Below are 16,009 nucleotides of genomic sequence, written 5' to 3'. Positions count from 1 at the left end.
TTGGCGTTGCTCTACAGTGTGACCGGAACATGACACCAAGCGCACGGGCGATCGATGTGTCGCTTATCCGCAAACTTAGCCCCCGAGTTTAACATGTTGTAAGCAAACGGAAATAAGTTTTTCCTATAGGCATTATCACCTAATCGCATACCGTGTTTGCTTTCCGACACAGCCAATGTAAAGTGGCGAAACCGAATGACTACGGAAGCCTCATGAAACTGATTGCAATTTGCACGGGCGTGGTTGCCCCTCTTGTTTATCGAACGGCCTCAGGTGACATTAAAACCGAGGCCAGTGGCATCAAAAAACAGGCTGTAAGCACCGAACAAAACCCCGCTTCAATCGAACTCAGAAAGCTGGGATTGCATGGCGATGAGCAGTGCAATTTGTCGGTACACGGCGGCATGGACAAGGCGGTGTATATGATGCCCGCCGGGCATTATGAATTCTGGAAAGCGCGACGCCAGGAAAAAAATCTGGACGCTGATTTGCCTTGGGGCTTTTTGGGCGAAAACCTCGTGGTGGAAGGACTTGATGAAACACTCGTGCGAATTGGCGACGAATTTGAGCTGGGTGAGGTACGCCTTCGCGTGACGGATCCGCGCGAACCCTGTCACAAATTTGCGATCCGCATGGGCTATGGCGCTGCGCCAAAACAAATGATTCAACAGGGTAACTGCGGCTGGTATTTGCGAGTAATTCAAACGGGGCATTTGCAAGCCGGCCTTGAGCTGAAACATTTTGCCAATCCGCAGGGCAAAACCGTACTCGAATCATTCCGCTTCAAAACCCGAAAAGGACAAATGGACTTGCTTTAGCAAGTCGCTACACGGTCTGGTGTTTTTTCCAGACCTTGACCTGTGCTTTGGCTGCGGGCGACACCAAGCGACCCAACCGCTCAACCCATACCGGGTTGGGGTCGTAGCCATAATGGGTTACGGCCAGCGCCAAGGCCTCTTCATCCCATCCGTCGTTGGTATATAGATCGAACAATGCTTCGGCCAACACGGAGCTTCTGGGCAAGGCACGCAACCACTGTTCGGCCTGAACAATGGCCTCACGAGAGCGACCCGCGTCGCGCAACATGCGAACGGCGACCACAGCCTCGAAATCATCTACCGCCGATTTCCTGAGCAGTTCGGCCAACAAGCGTTTATCACCCAGATATTCAAGAAGCGCACGGACTCGCAGCCTTCGCCAGCGTTTATCGAAAGAACGCCAGCTGACATTGCTGGTGGGCTGCATCTCGTTCATTTCATTGATTTCAAGCTCTAGCAAGCCCAATACTGTGTGCCGGTCACACAGTGCAATTTGTTTCCACCACCACGAGGGGTCCACCAAACCAGCTTGATCCAACATGGCAACGGGATATACCAAGTGCGCACGCTCTATGGGATTGTCTATACGACTGGAGACAATATTCAACCAGTCACGGGTAAATTCCCGAACGGCCTTCAGCAGAAAACCATGTTTGTCATCGGCCCCCTCACAGATCGTCAGCAATTTCTGAAGTCCATGCGCGCCCAGCTCTACCAACAGGTTGGGATCTTGGTGGCGCTGCAACTCCGATTGCAACCAGCCATCGAGAATCTGGGTTCGCACTGCGATACGTTCGCATGATTGCGCTGAGGGGCAACGGGCCTGCCCCACGAATCGGTTGATGAGTTGTTTGAGTTTGCGTGGCCTGGATTTCAAATCCGCGTCTTCGACCGAATCAAGAAGTTCGCAACTGCTTTCCAAAAACTGAAATGCACGGTGCACATCGGGCAGGTGCTGGGACGCACGCCCAAACCACAGCATCCATTCCTGCCCGCCACGCGAAGCCAATGGCGAGTTGTGCTGATCCTTTGGCATTAACGGCCTCCCGATTGAACCTGATTTTCAGCCTCTCAATTAGCGAATTTTGTAGTGCCCAGGCGCGTAGGCTTTGGTGCCGGCAAAACCGCGCAACTTTAAATGCTTGGTTTTGCGACCGGAGACGCGCTCGCGCCACATTTTGAAGCTGCTGGCCTTCATGTTTGCACGCATCAGCTCGATGGTTTGCGATTCATTCAAACCAAATTGCAGTTCGATGGCTTCAAATGGCGTCCGGTCTTCCCATGCCATTTCTACAATGCGGGAAACATCTTCTTCGGACAACTTAAATTGCAAAGGCTTGGACATCTGATCTCACTGACCGCTAAACTGGAGAAAATTTAACAATCAGTATATGACAGAAGGGGCTTTTACGTGAAAAGAGCATTGCTCAGCTTGATTGTGTTGGTCACTTTGGTGATTGTTGTGTTCCTGGGTCTTGGCCTTTACTCCGAGACAGGAAGCCCCCCCGGATTGACCAATGGGCAGCTGGCGCCCTGCCCAAGCAAACCAAACTGCGTGAGCAGTGAAAGCTCGCCTTCTGATAACCATGCAATTGCTGCACTTCCCATTACACCAGGCATGGGTGCCGAACCATTGCTGAAAGTCAAAGAGGTTGTTGAGCTACTGGGCGGCGATGTGAATTTTTCAAATGAACAGTACATGGCCAGCACATTTACCAGCGACCTGTTTGGCTTCGTGGATGATGTTGAATTTCGTGTCGACCAAGGCAGTGGATTGCTTCATGTGCGGTCCGCTTCCCGCGTAGGTTATAGCGACCTGGATGCGAACCGGAAACGCGTAGAGCAATTGCGGGTACTATTAAGCATTCACTAGGGCAATAACTCACGAAACTCTCCTTTTTTTATTGGGTAGTTCAAAAGTGTAGTCCCTCGTACGGGTGACAAAGTGTAAAGTGGTTACCGAGAGAAAAGAGGGATGGAGCACTTCCATAATGAGCAGTCCAAAAGAAATCAACGAGACAGTCAGGCTCACTGAGCTTTACCAACTCGAAATTCTGGACACGGAAAAAGAAGAGTATTTTGAAGCGCTGGTGGACCTCGGTTTGTCGGCGTTCAATTGCGCATTCTGCTTTATCGCCTTTGTTGATTCCGATCGCCTGTGGTTTAAAGCAAAACGGGGATTTGAAGTCAGAGAAGTTCCACGCGATCTTTCCATTTGCTCTCACACCATCCAACACCAACAACCACATGTCATCAACGACTGCCTGGAACACCCCGTGTTCAGGACCAACCCCCTTGTGCTTGGCAGCCCCTGGATTCGCGCTTATTTGGGCATACCGATCAGCTCAGTGAGTGGCAATAACATCGGTACGTTTTGCCTGCTCGACGACACGGCTCGGATCTGGACCAAGACTGAAGTAACTGTTGCCATTGCCCTGGCCAAACTGGTTGAACACAGCCTCGTTGAACGTGCCCTGAAAGCCAAAGAATCAAACGAATTGAATTCCAAACAGCAACAAAATTACAACAACCAAGGTTTGGGTAGCTGGAAAAATACAGCACATGGCGGACAGATCGAATTGTCGCCGTCCATGGAAAAATGGTTGAACCTGTCGCAAACACCGGTGGTGCAAGCCAGCTGGTTCAACAATCTGCCCATTGAAGAAGATCGGAAAATGGTTGAGAAAGCGCGACTGGAACGCGACGGCATCGCATTTACCTATCGCGTCTGCTTGCCCAGCGGCGACATTGTTCGCTTTGAAGAACAGGTTTATGACAGCGGCAATGCAGACGACATACGCTTGTTTGGTTTGGTAAAAAAAATCAGTGATCCATCCCTGGAAACGCTTCACCCCGAGATTGCTGCGGACCCCGGCAACCTTCCACGGATGGAGCCGAACCTTGATCTGAAAAAGTTTCCCAAATCTTTTTTAAGGGAAACTGTAAAAGGTCGCCTTGCGCTGGATCACCAAGGATTAATCACCGGGCTGGCCAGTGCGGATGACAATGAATTCACAAAATTAAAACAAAAGGAAAGTTTTATTGATCTGCTTTATGGCGAAGATCAAGAAACCTTTTCAAAAATCCTGAATCAGTGCCTTGGCAGCAACACACCATCCGAAGCCTGGGTGCGTCTGAATTTTCAGGATGAAAACAGCACTTGGCTTCGCATGGCGCTATGCCCCAAGAAAGGATTCACCGCATTCAAAAAGCCGTCTGTCATCGCCAGCTTTACTGCGATGATCAACAAGTCATCGTCAGTCCAAAAATCCATTTTTGATGAAAACCTGTTGAACCTGACAGGCACCCTCGCCAAGGTAGGTGGATGGTATTACCACCTGGAGAGTGGATCGCTTAAAACCACTGAAATTTTGCGCGAAGTACTTGGCTCGAACAAAGACTCACTGAATTCCATTTTCCATCTGAGTTCTATTCTTTCCAAATTGTCTGGCAGAAATATCGCCGTGCTTTTTATTGAGTGCATCAACAACCGCAAACCCGCCAGTCTTGAATTTGAATCACTTGGACAACACGACAAGAAGAAATGGTTTCGCATGATGATTCGCCCCTCGATCAGTGACGATGGCGTGCCCATGGGACTATACGGTTCGATTGTGGATATTTCTGAAACACGGCGAATGGAACAGGGTCTGGAAAAAAATCTGCTGACCTACAACCTGATCGTCGACAACCTTACCGATGGCCTTGTTGAAATCGATTCAAGCCTGAATGTCAGCTTTGTGAACCGCAATGCGAAAGCCTTGCTGCAAAAAGACAAAGAACTTTTTGTGCACGCAATGCCTTTGAATGAATTAATCCCGGACTTGGACAAAAACCAGTTTGCCGCATTGCTGGAAAACGTCAATCAGGTTGGCTTTTCGAAATCTGTTGAACAGTTTGTGGGATTCATCAAACGCTGGATTTCGCTGCGTGTTTTCAGATCAGGTACGGGTTACACCATCCTGATAAAAGACATCACCAAACGCAAAAATCAAAGCAGCGACTTGTACATGCTGAATTCCGCGATTGAGCAAATTCGCGAAGTCATTATGGTGACCAACGACATTCGGAAAACCAAAGATCCCTTTGGCTTGCTGTACGTGAATTCGGCATTTGAAACATTTGTGGGCCAAGGGCGTGACAAATGGTTGGGGCGCAATCCCTATCACCTGATACACGGACGCATACCAACGCGACACTACCGTCAGTTGCTGGTCGGGTTTTTAAGTCGTCAGAAAATTCTTGTGAAAACAGAATACGAGATCAACCCGGGGCACAAAATGCCGTGCGACATCCTGATCTCACCATTTTTGGACACCGCGCGCAATGCACCGTGTTTCCTGATTGTATTTCGGGTGTTTGAGAACTAATCGATCAACAAGCTCAGGCCAGCGTGGCACCAAGACTTGAATGGTGCGTACGTGGCGCAAACACCATGGCATGAATGGTTTTGACCAGATTGGTCATTGTTTCGGCAGTGTCCTTGCGCAAGAACCGGGCTTGCTGCAAAGCATCCGAACGATTCTCGGCCAGGCTTTCAGCAAGCTCCAGACTTTCAAGATTGCATGACATGTACGACACTGGAACTGCATGGACATATCTGCTGTAAAAGACAAGAATGTCTTGCAAATCATCGTGCGCATTGTCGGGAAAATGAAGGTCAGACAACACCGCGGAAGGCAGCGACCGAAGTCCTCGTTCGGCCTGGTCAAAGGCTGCCCGTATGTCTCCAAAACGCTCGAATACTGTCAGCGAAATTGACAGGTAAGTGACTTTGGCAATTTCCTCAATCGCCTCTTCGACCACCAAACGGTAAAAAGGTGAATCTTCAGCGACCCAAACTTCCAGCGGTTTTGATTCCGACTCACTCACAACATTCACCTGGCCAAACGGCATTTAGACACAATACCGTTAGGTTAGTGGATGGGCAGCAAACCACCATCAGCACAAAGAGATCCCCCCCTATTTGAGGGACAAGACTTTCTGTACCTGCACGCTTCAAATGAAGCCATCCTCCAAATGAAGGGGCATCGCTTCGAGGGTTCACACGTAACATCATTTGAAGATATCGGTCATACCGGTTTTTATTTCTGGCAAACAAATTGGGAGGTTGCCGAATGAACCCCAACGCTGTACTTTTAATTGAAGATCACCCGCTGGTATCCATGATGCTAGCCGACATGCTGACCGAGCATGCGCCAGACCTGACTGTGCTCAAAGTACCGACTATCCAGGCCAGCGAACAACACATTCACGAAAACCCACGACTGGTCATTTTCGATTTGAACCTGCCTGACTGCGAAGGAGTGAACTCCGCCCGACGCGTACGCAACCTGTTTCCGTTTTCACAACTGTTGGCCTTCACTGGCACCACACACGATGACATCCTCCAGGAACTGGGCGAGATGGAAATTCCCTGTGTGCGCAAATCAGCCGACTACCATGAGCTGCTGAATGCAGTCATGAAAGGTCTCATGGCCACTGGCCTTAGCTGCCCGGAAGGAATGAGCGCCGACAAGATGAAGTCCAAAAATGAATTTCAGTCGAATATCATTGCACCAGGCTCGAAAAAACCGCTGACCTGGAGACAGGTTGAAATCATGCGCAGAATTGCAGTGGGCATGACCGCCAAAGAAGCCGCACGAGACATGAATTTAAGTCCTGAGACTGTTCGTGCCCACATGCGCGAAGTACTTGTTAGACTAGGTGCTCAGAATCGGGCTCATGCCGTGTCCATTTTTACCAAAGCAGAACGACAATCGCGATTACTTGAAGAAGCGCAAAGTCAGTGAGCTGGGGCCGAACAATTCCAATAACAAGGCTGGCCCATGAAACTAACCCTGCTGATTCGAATATTTGGTTTACTCATTCTGGTGTTTTCGATTTTCGGCATCGGTGTGAAGAGCATTTCGATTCACCAGCAAACCGTGCAAGAAGATTACTACCGGGCGTGGGCCTCTGACGAAGCCATTTTAACGCGCACGCTTGCCGAGTTCGAAGCCATGCGAAAGCTGGTATTGCTGTACGCAGCCAGCCGAAACCCTGAGTACATCAACCACTACCTAGACATTGTCGGGTTACACAACGGCAGCCGAATCTACACCGATGAAGTAGGTGCTGACTACTGGGTTGATGTCATCACGGGTCAAAACAAAGACTCCTCGGTCTCATGGGGTATTGGTCAAAATCTCAGTGAGCGGCTGTACTCACTTCGCTTCATCACTGAAAACGAACCAGTGATCGAACGTATTCTGGACCTTCGCCACCAACTCGAAAAAAACGAACTCAGCGCGTTTGCCAGCGGCATTACCCGTTTCGTAGACAAACAGGAAGGCCAATACCTGTCACCCCCCGAGGTGAAAGAAACATTCGGCGTGTTGTTTGATCGTGAACACATCGAATTGACCAATGCACTTTCAGCCGAATTATCAAGTTTCATTGCGCGCGAAAAAAGTCGCTATCTGGGCTTGATCGATTCCTCACGCAAAGAGCTCACCTACAGTGTTTACCTGGACGTGGTCTTTACCCTGCTTTTCTTGCTGGGCCTGTTTGTCGGATTGGTCTCCATCAAGAAAAAGGTCATTGATCCGATCAATTCGCTGTACAACGCCAGCGAAGAAATCATGAAGGGCGATTACACCGTGCGCGTGAACAACCGCACGGGCTCCCATGAAATCAACTTGTTGATTCGCGCATTCAACCGAATGATTCGTTCATTCCAGCGTGATCTTGAAAAAAGCGAACGCGTAAAGCAGGCACTGGAAGAAGTCAGCCTGGCCAACGTCGAAAAAGAACGGGCAAAAAATGAGTCTCGAATCAAGAGCTCCTTCCTGGCCAATATGAGCCATGAAATTCGCACGCCCATGAATGCGATTCTTGGTATGACAGCGCTTACGCTGAAAACTGATCTGAATGAAAAACAGAAAGACTACCTGAGCAAAATTCAACTGTCTGGCGACAACCTGCTGCACCTGCTCAACAGCATTCTCGACCTGTCAAAAATTGAATCCGACATGTTCAAGCTGGAGCAACGCCCCTTCCGGCTCGACGACGTTCTGGAAGAAGTGTTCGGCACCTTGGGCAACTCGGCACTCGATAAAAACATTCGCCTGCTGTACACCCTGCAAGGCAAAGGCCTGCAATCTACCTTGAACCGCCTCGTCGGTGATTCCCTGCGCGTGGGTCAAATTCTTAAAAACCTGATCGGAAACGCCATCAAGTTCACCAGCGAAGGGCACATCAACCTGACGGTCAAAGTACTCAAGCAACTGGATGATCAGGTTACCTTGCAATTCAGCGTCAGCGACAGCGGCATTGGCATGAGTAAAGACCAGCTGCAACGCGTATTCGACAAATTCACGCAAGCCGATTCAAGCACCACACGCATGTTTGGTGGCAGCGGCTTGGGTCTGAGCATCGCCAAAGAATTGGTGCATCTGATGGAAGGCGATATCCACGCCCATTCCACGCCAGGTCGTGGTTCGGTGTTTTACTTCACCTTGAACCTGAAAACCCAAGAAGCAGAAGCACCAGCCCGCAATCCAAACTTGCTGCACAGCCCAGACATCAAACGTGCCTACATTTGTTCTTTGGATCAGAAGCTACACCGCTCCATATCGAGCATTCTTGATCAATTTTATGTACCACTGGCGGCCCTCTCCGCGGAAGAACTGATCACCGACCAACGCCCGTTTGAAGCCAAGGACATTGTGTTCATCGACAGCGACATTGCTGCGACCTCCCCCGAACTGCTGTCCTTGCTCAAGGCCCACCACCAGCACCACAACAACAATCTGGTTTGGCTGTCCAACCGCAACGCAACCGAACTACAACGCGTTCACGGCGCAGACCCCAACAACCGTGTACTGACCACGCCCATCTTGCCCGTGCACCTGATGAAGCTGGCCGAGCGACAGGTTCAGCAAACTGTGCCTGCTGCAGCCACAAAAACCGCCACTGTGCGCAAGGCAAGCAAAACCAGTGAAACGCAAACCAGCAATGCCGCTGAAGCGCGCTCGGCCAAACTGCTGATTGTGGAAGATCACCCACTCAACATGGAATTGCTACTCGATTTCCTGAGTCCGAGAAATTATCAGATCCGCTGTGCAAAAGACGGACGCGAAGCCATCCAGATTTTGAAAAATACACCAGAACCTTTCGACCTGATGATTTCGGATCTGGAAATGCCCTTCGTTGATGGCTATCAACTGGCCACCTGGGTGCGGGAAAACGCGGTGCATTGCGTCACACCGATCATGGCATTGACTGCTCACGCCTTTGAACAAACCCGTGTCCGCTGCGAAGAACATGGCATCAACGATGTGCTCACCAAACCCTTCCACGAGAAAAACCTGTTCGACGCCATCAAACGCTGTTTGCGCAACACAGAGGGTGTATTGACCGGGTTTGAAAGCAGACCTGAAGCATCACGACTGCCCCTGTCGGAACACGCGTCAACAGCGACCGAACCCGCCAACAGCCCGCGTCACTCCACAATTTTCAAGATGGACAGTTTTGAACCCGAACGAATGGCGAAATACCTGGGCAAGTTTTTGCAAACCAGTGAAAACCTGCTGGAACGCCTGGAAGATTGCGTGAAAACCAATGACATTCAAACCCTTAAACGGGAAATCCACTCCTTGGCAGGCGTACTGGGCATGTTGGGAACAGAAAGCGTCAAACAACAGTTTTCAAGAATGGACAAAGCGCTGGAAGACCCCGAAGCACAAACCATGGTCATGACCGAAATCAAGGATATTTGGCCGACAATCGTGGATGAAGCTGAAAAAATTCTGGTCCTGATCAACCGGTTTGGAAAACATTGACAAGCGCCGCCGCAAACAATTGTTTTCATGCACGGCATGTTTTACACTGAGTTCACAAGATTTAACAAAACAAAAAGTTCCTAGTATTTGTAGTGTCAAGAACTTACCCAAAGTAGTGAAAGTATTTTCAAGGGTTTGACGTGAAACATTTTTTGCATTCAGTAATTACCAGCCTCGCTTTGTTGACGATGGTCGGTGCCCCCGGCGTGGCTCGCGCCGATGTGGTGTTGGTAGGCTCCAGCAGCATTCATTTCAATGAAATTTCGAAAACCAAATTGCGCGATCTTTACACAGGACAAAGCCAGGCTGTCGGCAACTCCACTGTACTTGTCATTGACCGGGACGACGCGTTTGCTGAACGAAGCCGATTCATTTCAGGAACATTGGGCTTCACAACCGAAGAATTTCGCACCGTTCAGCGGCTGCTGGAATGCATCGGTATCAGCAAAGCGCCCACTGTTGCGCGCGACACGCAGCACATGATCAACTTGTTGGCCAACAATCCAAATGCATTGGGCTACCTCAGCCAAAAGGAGTTGCAAGGTCACGCGACGAGGTCTAAATTAAAATTCATCAAGGTACTGGCCAAATAAACAAAACATGGACAAGTACAGCGCAAAATTTGAATGCAAAGGGCAACTACCGCGCTTTGGTTTGCTATTGATTGTTCTGTTCTTGGCAAGCGCCGGTGCCTATGCATTTTGTGCGGGCACATTGATCAAGGAAATCAAAGCAATTGCCGCCAGCCCGGAAGTGATCGAGACCGTCAAAGCGGCCAACGCACGCCAACTGAGCAAAGCCCAGATCATGGAACTGGATAGAAAATGGATCAAACTGAAAGGCCGTCTGCCAGAAGCTGAACAAATCAAGGAGTCCAAGGCGTCTGCCTTGCTTAGCCAGGAAATGAACAGGCAAAGCTACTTTAAAGAAGCCATTCTGACGGGTAACCAGGGTGAAACTGTGGCCATGAATATTGTGACCAGCGACTACTGGCAGGGCGATGAGAAAAAATTCACAGCGATATTCGACAGCAGCCGACCTTCCAAAAAGCCAGACTCACACATTTCCAGAGCCCGCTGGGACGACAGCACCAAGGCCATGATCGCCCAGGTTAGCGTACCGGTTTACGATGGAGAAAACATGATTGGAACCTTGACCGTGGGTGTCGATTTAAAACGCGTTCCCCATCCCAACCATTGACGCGGTATTAGTCGCTCAGCTTCATTTTCACACTGCGCTCGGCTTTCAAGAATACATTCACCGCTTGCGCCTTGTTTGACACTTCCAGACGTTTGAAAATTTCCCGAATGTGCCCCCGAACGGTTTCAGGGCTCAGCCCAATGCGCTGGGCCACCATTTTTGCAGACAATCCTTCGGCCGTCATTCGCATGATTTCCACTTGTCGCCAAGTCAAAGGTTTGGCACCGGGATAAGCCACAATGTTCGACTGGTGTTCATTGGCTGGTGCACTGTCTGAAGAACTGCCATTCAAAATGCCCGACTTGAACAGCACCGATTCTATTTCATGAGCCAAAGCCGACTGGCTGCAGGTTTTCTCTACAACCGAGTAACCAGACTGTGCAGCACGGGCTTGAATGGCTTCACTCACAAAACCCGTGTAAATGAGGCCACATACCTTCGGGAACATGGAGTCTAGCCAATCAATGGTTTCCTGCCCTTTGGAATCAACCAGGGTCAGATCAAAAATAATCAGATCGGGCTTTTCAAACACGTGCTCACGAGCCTGAACCAGACTGGTCACCACATGAATTTGGGTATGCGGCGCCATGTCTTTGCACACATCCTCAATCACCATGGAGATTAGCGGGTGATCTTCGAGCACCAATATTTTATGATTTTTCATTGTTCGCAGGCTAAGTCGGGCACACAGGACCTTGGGGTCTCTTCTTCCACCCAAAGAGTACCTGAATTCACCGTAACAATTAAGTCCGCATTTTGCCTTTTTTTACAAAGGGTTCCGCATTTCGGGGGGGCATCAGAAACAAGCATCCTCATTTCACGGAATGGGCAGGAGTTTTCAACTCCGTAAGATGGACTCATACCGAAATTTTAACGGAGCAAGCCATCATGACTATTGCACTGGTCCAGCATCACTTAAATGACAGCGAACCACTCTATTTCCGCCAGTGTGAAGCACGCGTCACCATGGAGCTGGACAACGTAGCACATGGCCTGAAACATTTTGGGCAACAATTGCGCAAGACCACTTCTGCCCAAGCGCGATTTGCCTTGGTAGTTCAACTCAAGACTTGGGCATTGAACAAGCCAACCTTGCAAACCCTGATGGCCCAATACCTTGATGAGGTTGAGCGCACCCAACAGGTGGTTCACCTGGACCCGGAAAGCCACGATGAATCAATTGAATCACTGTGTGAGCAGTTGGTATTTTTGAGTGCGGTGTTCGAACAGGAATCCGAGCTTATCGATCAAATGGCATTTGCTGACCCACAACTGGTGTTGTGCGACTAACGTCACCACTTATTTGCCGATGCAAAACCGGCTGAATATCAAACCCAGTAAATCGTCGGGCAACATGCGCCCGGTGATCTCGCCCAAGGCGTCATGAGCAAGGCGCAGCTCTTCGGCAAACAAATCCAGAATCCGGTCATCCTGTTGCGCAAACTCGTGCGCAACTGCCAAATGTTCTCCGCACACCAACAGTGAATCCACATGGCGTTGACGCGCCATGAACCCATGATCTGGCGTGTGGGCAATGCCCACCTTGGTCAATATTGCGTCCTTCAACAATTCCAGCCCCAAACCATTCTTGGCAGAAACCGGCAAAACATCTTGCGGCAGCTGCGGCACCTGGGGCAGCAAGTCCACTTTGTTCAAGACTGTCAAGGTAGGCAAATGCACCGGCAATCCAAGTTGATTGTTCAGCAAATCTTGAGGCCATTGCGTTGCGTCTTTCAGGATCAGCAACAAATCCGCTTCTTCGACTGATTTGCGCGTTCGCTCAATGCCAATTTTCTCAACCTCGTCCGACGTATCGCGCAGACCGGCTGTATCTACTAAAACAAGGGGAATGCCGCGAATATTCAACTCTTGTTTGATCCGATCACGCGTGGTGCCGGCGATCGCCGACACAATCGCCACCTCTTCGCCAGCCAAGGCATTCAGCAAACTCGATTTGCCCACATTGGGCTCACCCACCAACACGATTTGCAAGCCATCACGAAACTTCACACCTTCCTGCGCTGCGCCCAGCAATTCCTTGTGATTACTCAAAATTTGAGCAAGCTGCCCTTTGGCATCTGCCTTTTCAAGAAACTCGATTTCCTCTTCGGGAAAATCCAGCGTGGCCTCCAGCAACAAACGCAAATGAACAATGCGATCGGCCAGTTCATTCACCTGTTTTGAAAATACACCGCTGAGCGAAGCGGCGGCTGCTTTGGCTGTGGCCACTGAACCTGCATCGATCAGATCGGCAACCGCCTCGGCCTGCGCCAAGTCGAGCTTGTCATTTAAGAAAGCGCGCTGCGTGAATTCACCGGGCATGGCATGCCGCAAGGGAATCTTCAACTGCCTGGACAATGCCAGTGCATGGGCCACCACACCTTGTAATACCGCTTGCCCACCGTGACCCTGAAATTCGAGTACATGTTCACCTGTGAACGAAGCTGGCGCAGTGAAAAGTAGCGCGATGCCTTCGTCGATGGCATGTTGCTCAAAGTCTCGAAGTGTTAACAGCGTTGCCATGCGTGCTTTAAGCGACTTGCCGCAAAAAGCCGTACAAAACGAATGAAAATCGGAAGGGGAAGGAAATGAAAACCGCACCACCCCCACCCCGCCCTTGCCGGGCGCGGTGGCGATGGCCACGATGGGATCACCGTGCGGTGGCTGGTGCAGACTCAATTTGACGCGTAATTACCCACTGCTGGGCAATGGACAAGATGTTGTTTACAACCCAGTAAAGTACCAAACCGGCCGGGAAGAAAATAAACATGACCGAGAACACCAAGGGCATGACCATCATGATCTTCGCTTGAACAGGATCGGGTGGTGTTGGATTCAATTTCGTTTGAATGAACATGGTCACCGCCATGATCACCGGCAAGATGTAAAAGGGATCGGGTGCCGCCAAATCGGTAACCCAGCCAAGCCATGGCGCATTGCGCATTTCAACGCTGGCAAGCAAAACCCAATACAAGGAAATAAATACGGGGATCTGAACCAAAATTGGCATACAACCACCCAAGGGGTTGATTTTCTCGCGCTTGTACATTTCCATCATGGCGCGCTGAAAACCCATTTTGTCATCGCCATACTGCTCTTTCAGTTTTTGCATGCGCGGACCCACCTTGCGCATTTTTGCCATGGATTTGTAACTGGCTGCCGACAAGGGGAAAAACACCAGCTTGATCAAAATGGTGAGCACAACAATGGCCCAACCCCAATTTCCTACAAAACCATGAATTTTTTCCAGCAACCAGTAAATGGGTTGGGCAATCACGGTCAACCAGCCGTAATCCACGACCAGATCCAAGCCTGGGGACAATGCCTCCAATACACCCTGATCCTGAGGGCCGGTGTACAACTTGGCGGTGTAGGTGGCCGATTGCTCAGGCGCCAGGTTGCCCAGGCTGCTGACCAAGCCAATGGAGTACAAATTGGAATCCACTTGTCGCGTGTAATTCTCTCGAGGGCCATCTTGACCAATAATGGCCGATACAAAGTAATGCTGAATCATTGCCAGCCAGCCTGAATCAGCTGTTTTCACATATTCGGCACTGCGGTCAGCAATGTCTTCAAACTGGATTTTTTGATACTTTTTCTCGGGTGTGTAAACAGCCGGGCCAGTGAAGGTGGCATACAGGGAAGAATCGCTTTCAAGGGGGTTACCGTCGCGGGTAATTTGCACATACGCACTGGGTGAAACAGGTTCAGTGCCTACATTGCGCGCCGTGATGACCAAATCAATGTCGTAGCGGTTCTTGAAAATAGTATACGTAGCGGTGTTTTCAACACCGCCACTGGTGGCCTTGAACACCAATTTCAACTGATCCTGGCCGGGCGCGAATTCTGTAGAACCCGACACCAGGTCAAACAAGGTGCGGTGGTTGGGTGCATCTGGCACGCCCACCAAACCAGCTTGGCCTACGTAAGTTCGATTGGTTGTTTGCTCAAACAGTTGAACTGGCAATTCAGGGTTTTCTGCGGCGGGGTGATCCAGCAGTTTGGAAGAAATCAGTTGTGCGCCCTGGCTTGAAAACTGAAGTTCAAGCACATCGGTTTTCACAGTTATGGTTTGCGCAGCGGGTGCGGTTTCGGTGGCGCTTGCCACAATCGCGTTGGGATCCGCTGGAACGCTAGCCGTGCCTGCTGGTGCTGCAGCCTGTGGCAAATCATTGGCAGTGTTGGAGCCTTCAGATTGTTTGGCGACCTCGCCCTTGTTACTGGTTTGTGAGCCCGTGCTAAGACCAAACAAAGTGGGTTTACCAATAGAAGCCTGATAATTGTCCCAAAGCATGATGAGAGACAAACTGAATATCATCAAGAGGACTAACCTGCGCGTTTCCATTTAAATCCTTAATTACTGAGCTTAATGACTAAGAGTCGTGACTGGTGCTGCGTGCTTCGGGAACAGGGTCCAGCCCGCCAGCATTCCAGGGGTTGCATCGACAAATGCGGCCAAAAGACAAAGCCGCGCCTTTCCATGCGCCATGAATTTTAACTGCTTCAAGGGCGTATTCCGAACAACTGGGGTAAAAACGGCAAGAAGGCGGGAAAAGGGGACTAACAGCAAGCTGATAACCGCGGATCAATGCTGTGATGGCACGCGCCGTGAGAGATCGTTGAAAAGTTGTTGGAGTTCTGTCCACCATGCCGCTCGATCTGAATGACCTACTGCACACACTGGTTTGCTTAAGCGAACCAGAAATTTGCCTTGGTAGTTGCCCAGTGCGTCTTGGCAGGCATGGCGGATCAAGCGTTTTAGCGTGTTCCGGTCCACGGCCCTTTTGGCCAGACGCTTGGGAATCAGTATTCCAAATTGCGGTGGGGTATCCTCAAACAGCGCGTGAAGCATCAATCGATCTGTTTTGGCCACTGGCCGTGTTTTTAACAGACCACCAAATGTTTCAGATCGAGTAATTTTTGTCGCATGCGACCCGGAACCCACCCTGTGCAATTCAGAATGTTCAAAGCACCAGGCTTAAACGGACAAACGTGCACGGCCTTTGGAGCGACGTGCGCGCAGCACGGCACGACCACCACGGGTGCGTGAACGTACCAAAAAGCCGTGTGTTCTTTGACGGCGAACTTTAGAAGGTTGATAAGTGCGTTTCATGGCAAGCCTCTGGCCCACATGGGCTTAAAATTTGGCGAAAAATAGGGTAAAAC

17 protein-coding genes and 1 pseudogene are annotated in these 16,009 nt (G+C 50.2%); 9 read left to right on the top strand and 9 right to left on the bottom strand.

Annotated elements, in window-relative coordinates; translation table 11 throughout:
* Nucleotides 1-212 precede the first annotated feature (212 nt).
* Complete coding sequence (locus FRIGORI9N_RS08290) at nt 213-818, top strand: MOSC domain-containing protein (RefSeq protein WP_159569382.1); 606 nt, start codon at nt 213-215, stop codon at nt 816-818.
* 7 nt (nt 819-825) lie between these two features.
* Here the strand turns inward: FRIGORI9N_RS08290 and FRIGORI9N_RS08285 are convergent, their stop codons facing one another.
* On the bottom strand, nt 826-1,854 hold the full coding sequence (locus tag FRIGORI9N_RS08285; RefSeq protein ID WP_159569380.1) for a hypothetical protein: 1,029 nt from the start codon (nt 1,852-1,854) through the stop codon (nt 826-828).
* Nucleotides 1,855-1,893: 39 nt separating this feature from the next.
* Nucleotides 1,894-2,163, bottom strand: coding sequence for a TIGR03643 family protein (locus FRIGORI9N_RS08280; RefSeq protein ID WP_159569378.1), 270 nt, complete (start codon nt 2,161-2,163; stop codon nt 1,894-1,896).
* A gap of 66 nt (nt 2,164-2,229) precedes the next feature.
* Here FRIGORI9N_RS08280 and FRIGORI9N_RS08275 point away from each other — a divergent pair.
* Nucleotides 2,230-2,613 (top strand): annotated as a pseudogene (locus FRIGORI9N_RS08275) (DUF1499 domain-containing protein); the annotation flags it as partial.
* A 196-nt stretch (nt 2,614-2,809) separates the two neighbouring features.
* Complete coding sequence (locus tag FRIGORI9N_RS08270) at nt 2,810-5,188, top strand: GAF domain-containing protein (protein WP_159569374.1); 2,379 nt, start codon at nt 2,810-2,812, stop codon at nt 5,186-5,188.
* A gap of 13 nt (nt 5,189-5,201) precedes the next feature.
* Here FRIGORI9N_RS08270 and FRIGORI9N_RS08265 read toward each other — a convergent pair whose 3' ends face one another.
* Complete coding sequence (locus FRIGORI9N_RS08265; protein ID WP_159569372.1) at nt 5,202-5,690, bottom strand: hypothetical protein; 489 nt, start codon at nt 5,688-5,690, stop codon at nt 5,202-5,204.
* A 51-nt stretch (nt 5,691-5,741) separates the two neighbouring features.
* On the opposite strand from FRIGORI9N_RS08265, the gene FRIGORI9N_RS08260 reads away from it, so the two are divergent.
* The 5 genes from FRIGORI9N_RS08260 to FRIGORI9N_RS08240 all read left to right on the top strand — a co-directional run bounded on the left by FRIGORI9N_RS08260 (nt 5,742) and on the right by FRIGORI9N_RS08240 (nt 10,843).
* The gene (locus tag FRIGORI9N_RS08260) at nt 5,742-5,939 is read left to right on the top strand and encodes a hypothetical protein (protein WP_159569370.1); all 198 of its coding nucleotides are present in this window, start codon (nt 5,742-5,744) and stop codon (nt 5,937-5,939) included.
* Complete coding sequence (locus FRIGORI9N_RS08255) at nt 5,936-6,610, top strand: response regulator transcription factor (protein ID WP_159569368.1); 675 nt, start codon at nt 5,936-5,938, stop codon at nt 6,608-6,610. Before FRIGORI9N_RS08260 ends, FRIGORI9N_RS08255 begins: the two co-directional genes overlap by 4 nt.
* A 36-nt stretch (nt 6,611-6,646) precedes the next feature.
* Nucleotides 6,647-9,643: a hybrid sensor histidine kinase/response regulator gene (locus FRIGORI9N_RS08250; RefSeq protein WP_159569366.1), complete on the top strand. Its 2,997-nt coding sequence runs from the start codon at nt 6,647-6,649 to the stop codon at nt 9,641-9,643.
* 140 nt (nt 9,644-9,783) lie between these two features.
* Entirely contained in the window at nt 9,784-10,236 is a 453-nt protein-coding gene (locus FRIGORI9N_RS08245) for a hypothetical protein (RefSeq protein WP_159569364.1), read from the top strand.
* Between the two features lie 7 nt (nt 10,237-10,243).
* On the top strand, nt 10,244-10,843 hold the full coding sequence (locus FRIGORI9N_RS08240) for a hypothetical protein (RefSeq protein WP_159569362.1): 600 nt from the start codon (nt 10,244-10,246) through the stop codon (nt 10,841-10,843).
* Nucleotides 10,844-10,850: 7 nt separating this feature from the next.
* Here the strand turns inward: FRIGORI9N_RS08240 and FRIGORI9N_RS08235 are convergent, their stop codons facing one another.
* The gene (locus FRIGORI9N_RS08235; RefSeq protein WP_159569360.1) at nt 10,851-11,507 is read right to left on the bottom strand and encodes a response regulator transcription factor; all 657 of its coding nucleotides are present in this window, start codon (nt 11,505-11,507) and stop codon (nt 10,851-10,853) included.
* Nucleotides 11,508-11,731: 224 nt separating this feature from the next.
* On the opposite strand from FRIGORI9N_RS08235, the gene FRIGORI9N_RS08230 reads away from it, so the two are divergent.
* The gene (locus FRIGORI9N_RS08230) at nt 11,732-12,133 is read left to right on the top strand and encodes a hypothetical protein (protein WP_159569358.1); all 402 of its coding nucleotides are present in this window, start codon (nt 11,732-11,734) and stop codon (nt 12,131-12,133) included.
* Between the two features lie 9 nt (nt 12,134-12,142).
* Here the strand turns inward: FRIGORI9N_RS08230 and mnmE are convergent, their stop codons facing one another.
* The 5 genes from mnmE to rpmH form a co-directional block, all read right to left on the bottom strand.
* The gene (gene mnmE / locus FRIGORI9N_RS08225) at nt 12,143-13,522 is read right to left on the bottom strand and encodes a tRNA uridine-5-carboxymethylaminomethyl(34) synthesis GTPase MnmE (protein WP_159569356.1); all 1,380 of its coding nucleotides are present in this window, start codon (nt 13,520-13,522) and stop codon (nt 12,143-12,145) included.
* Complete coding sequence (yidC, locus tag FRIGORI9N_RS08220; RefSeq protein ID WP_159569354.1) at nt 13,494-15,188, bottom strand: membrane protein insertase YidC; 1,695 nt, start codon at nt 15,186-15,188, stop codon at nt 13,494-13,496. The genes mnmE and yidC overlap by 29 nt, the downstream gene beginning before the upstream one ends.
* A 28-nt stretch (nt 15,189-15,216) precedes the next feature.
* On the bottom strand, nt 15,217-15,492 hold the full coding sequence (gene yidD, locus FRIGORI9N_RS08215) for a membrane protein insertion efficiency factor YidD (protein WP_201301428.1): 276 nt from the start codon (nt 15,490-15,492) through the stop codon (nt 15,217-15,219).
* Nucleotides 15,429-15,716, bottom strand: coding sequence for a ribonuclease P protein component (locus FRIGORI9N_RS08210; protein WP_236550824.1), 288 nt, complete (start codon nt 15,714-15,716; stop codon nt 15,429-15,431). Before FRIGORI9N_RS08210 ends, yidD begins: the two co-directional genes overlap by 64 nt.
* A 105-nt stretch (nt 15,717-15,821) precedes the next feature.
* Complete coding sequence (gene rpmH, locus FRIGORI9N_RS08205) at nt 15,822-15,956, bottom strand: 50S ribosomal protein L34 (protein ID WP_008247028.1); 135 nt, start codon at nt 15,954-15,956, stop codon at nt 15,822-15,824.
* Nucleotides 15,957-16,009: the final 53 nt, after the last annotated feature.

Source organism: Limnobacter sp. 130 (genome assembly GCF_902506325.1).
In the GTDB taxonomy this organism is placed as follows: Bacteria; Pseudomonadota; Gammaproteobacteria; order Burkholderiales; family Burkholderiaceae_B; genus Limnobacter.
Note: the sequence above shows the minus strand (reverse complement) of the source record. Positions and strands in the feature narration are given on the sequence as shown.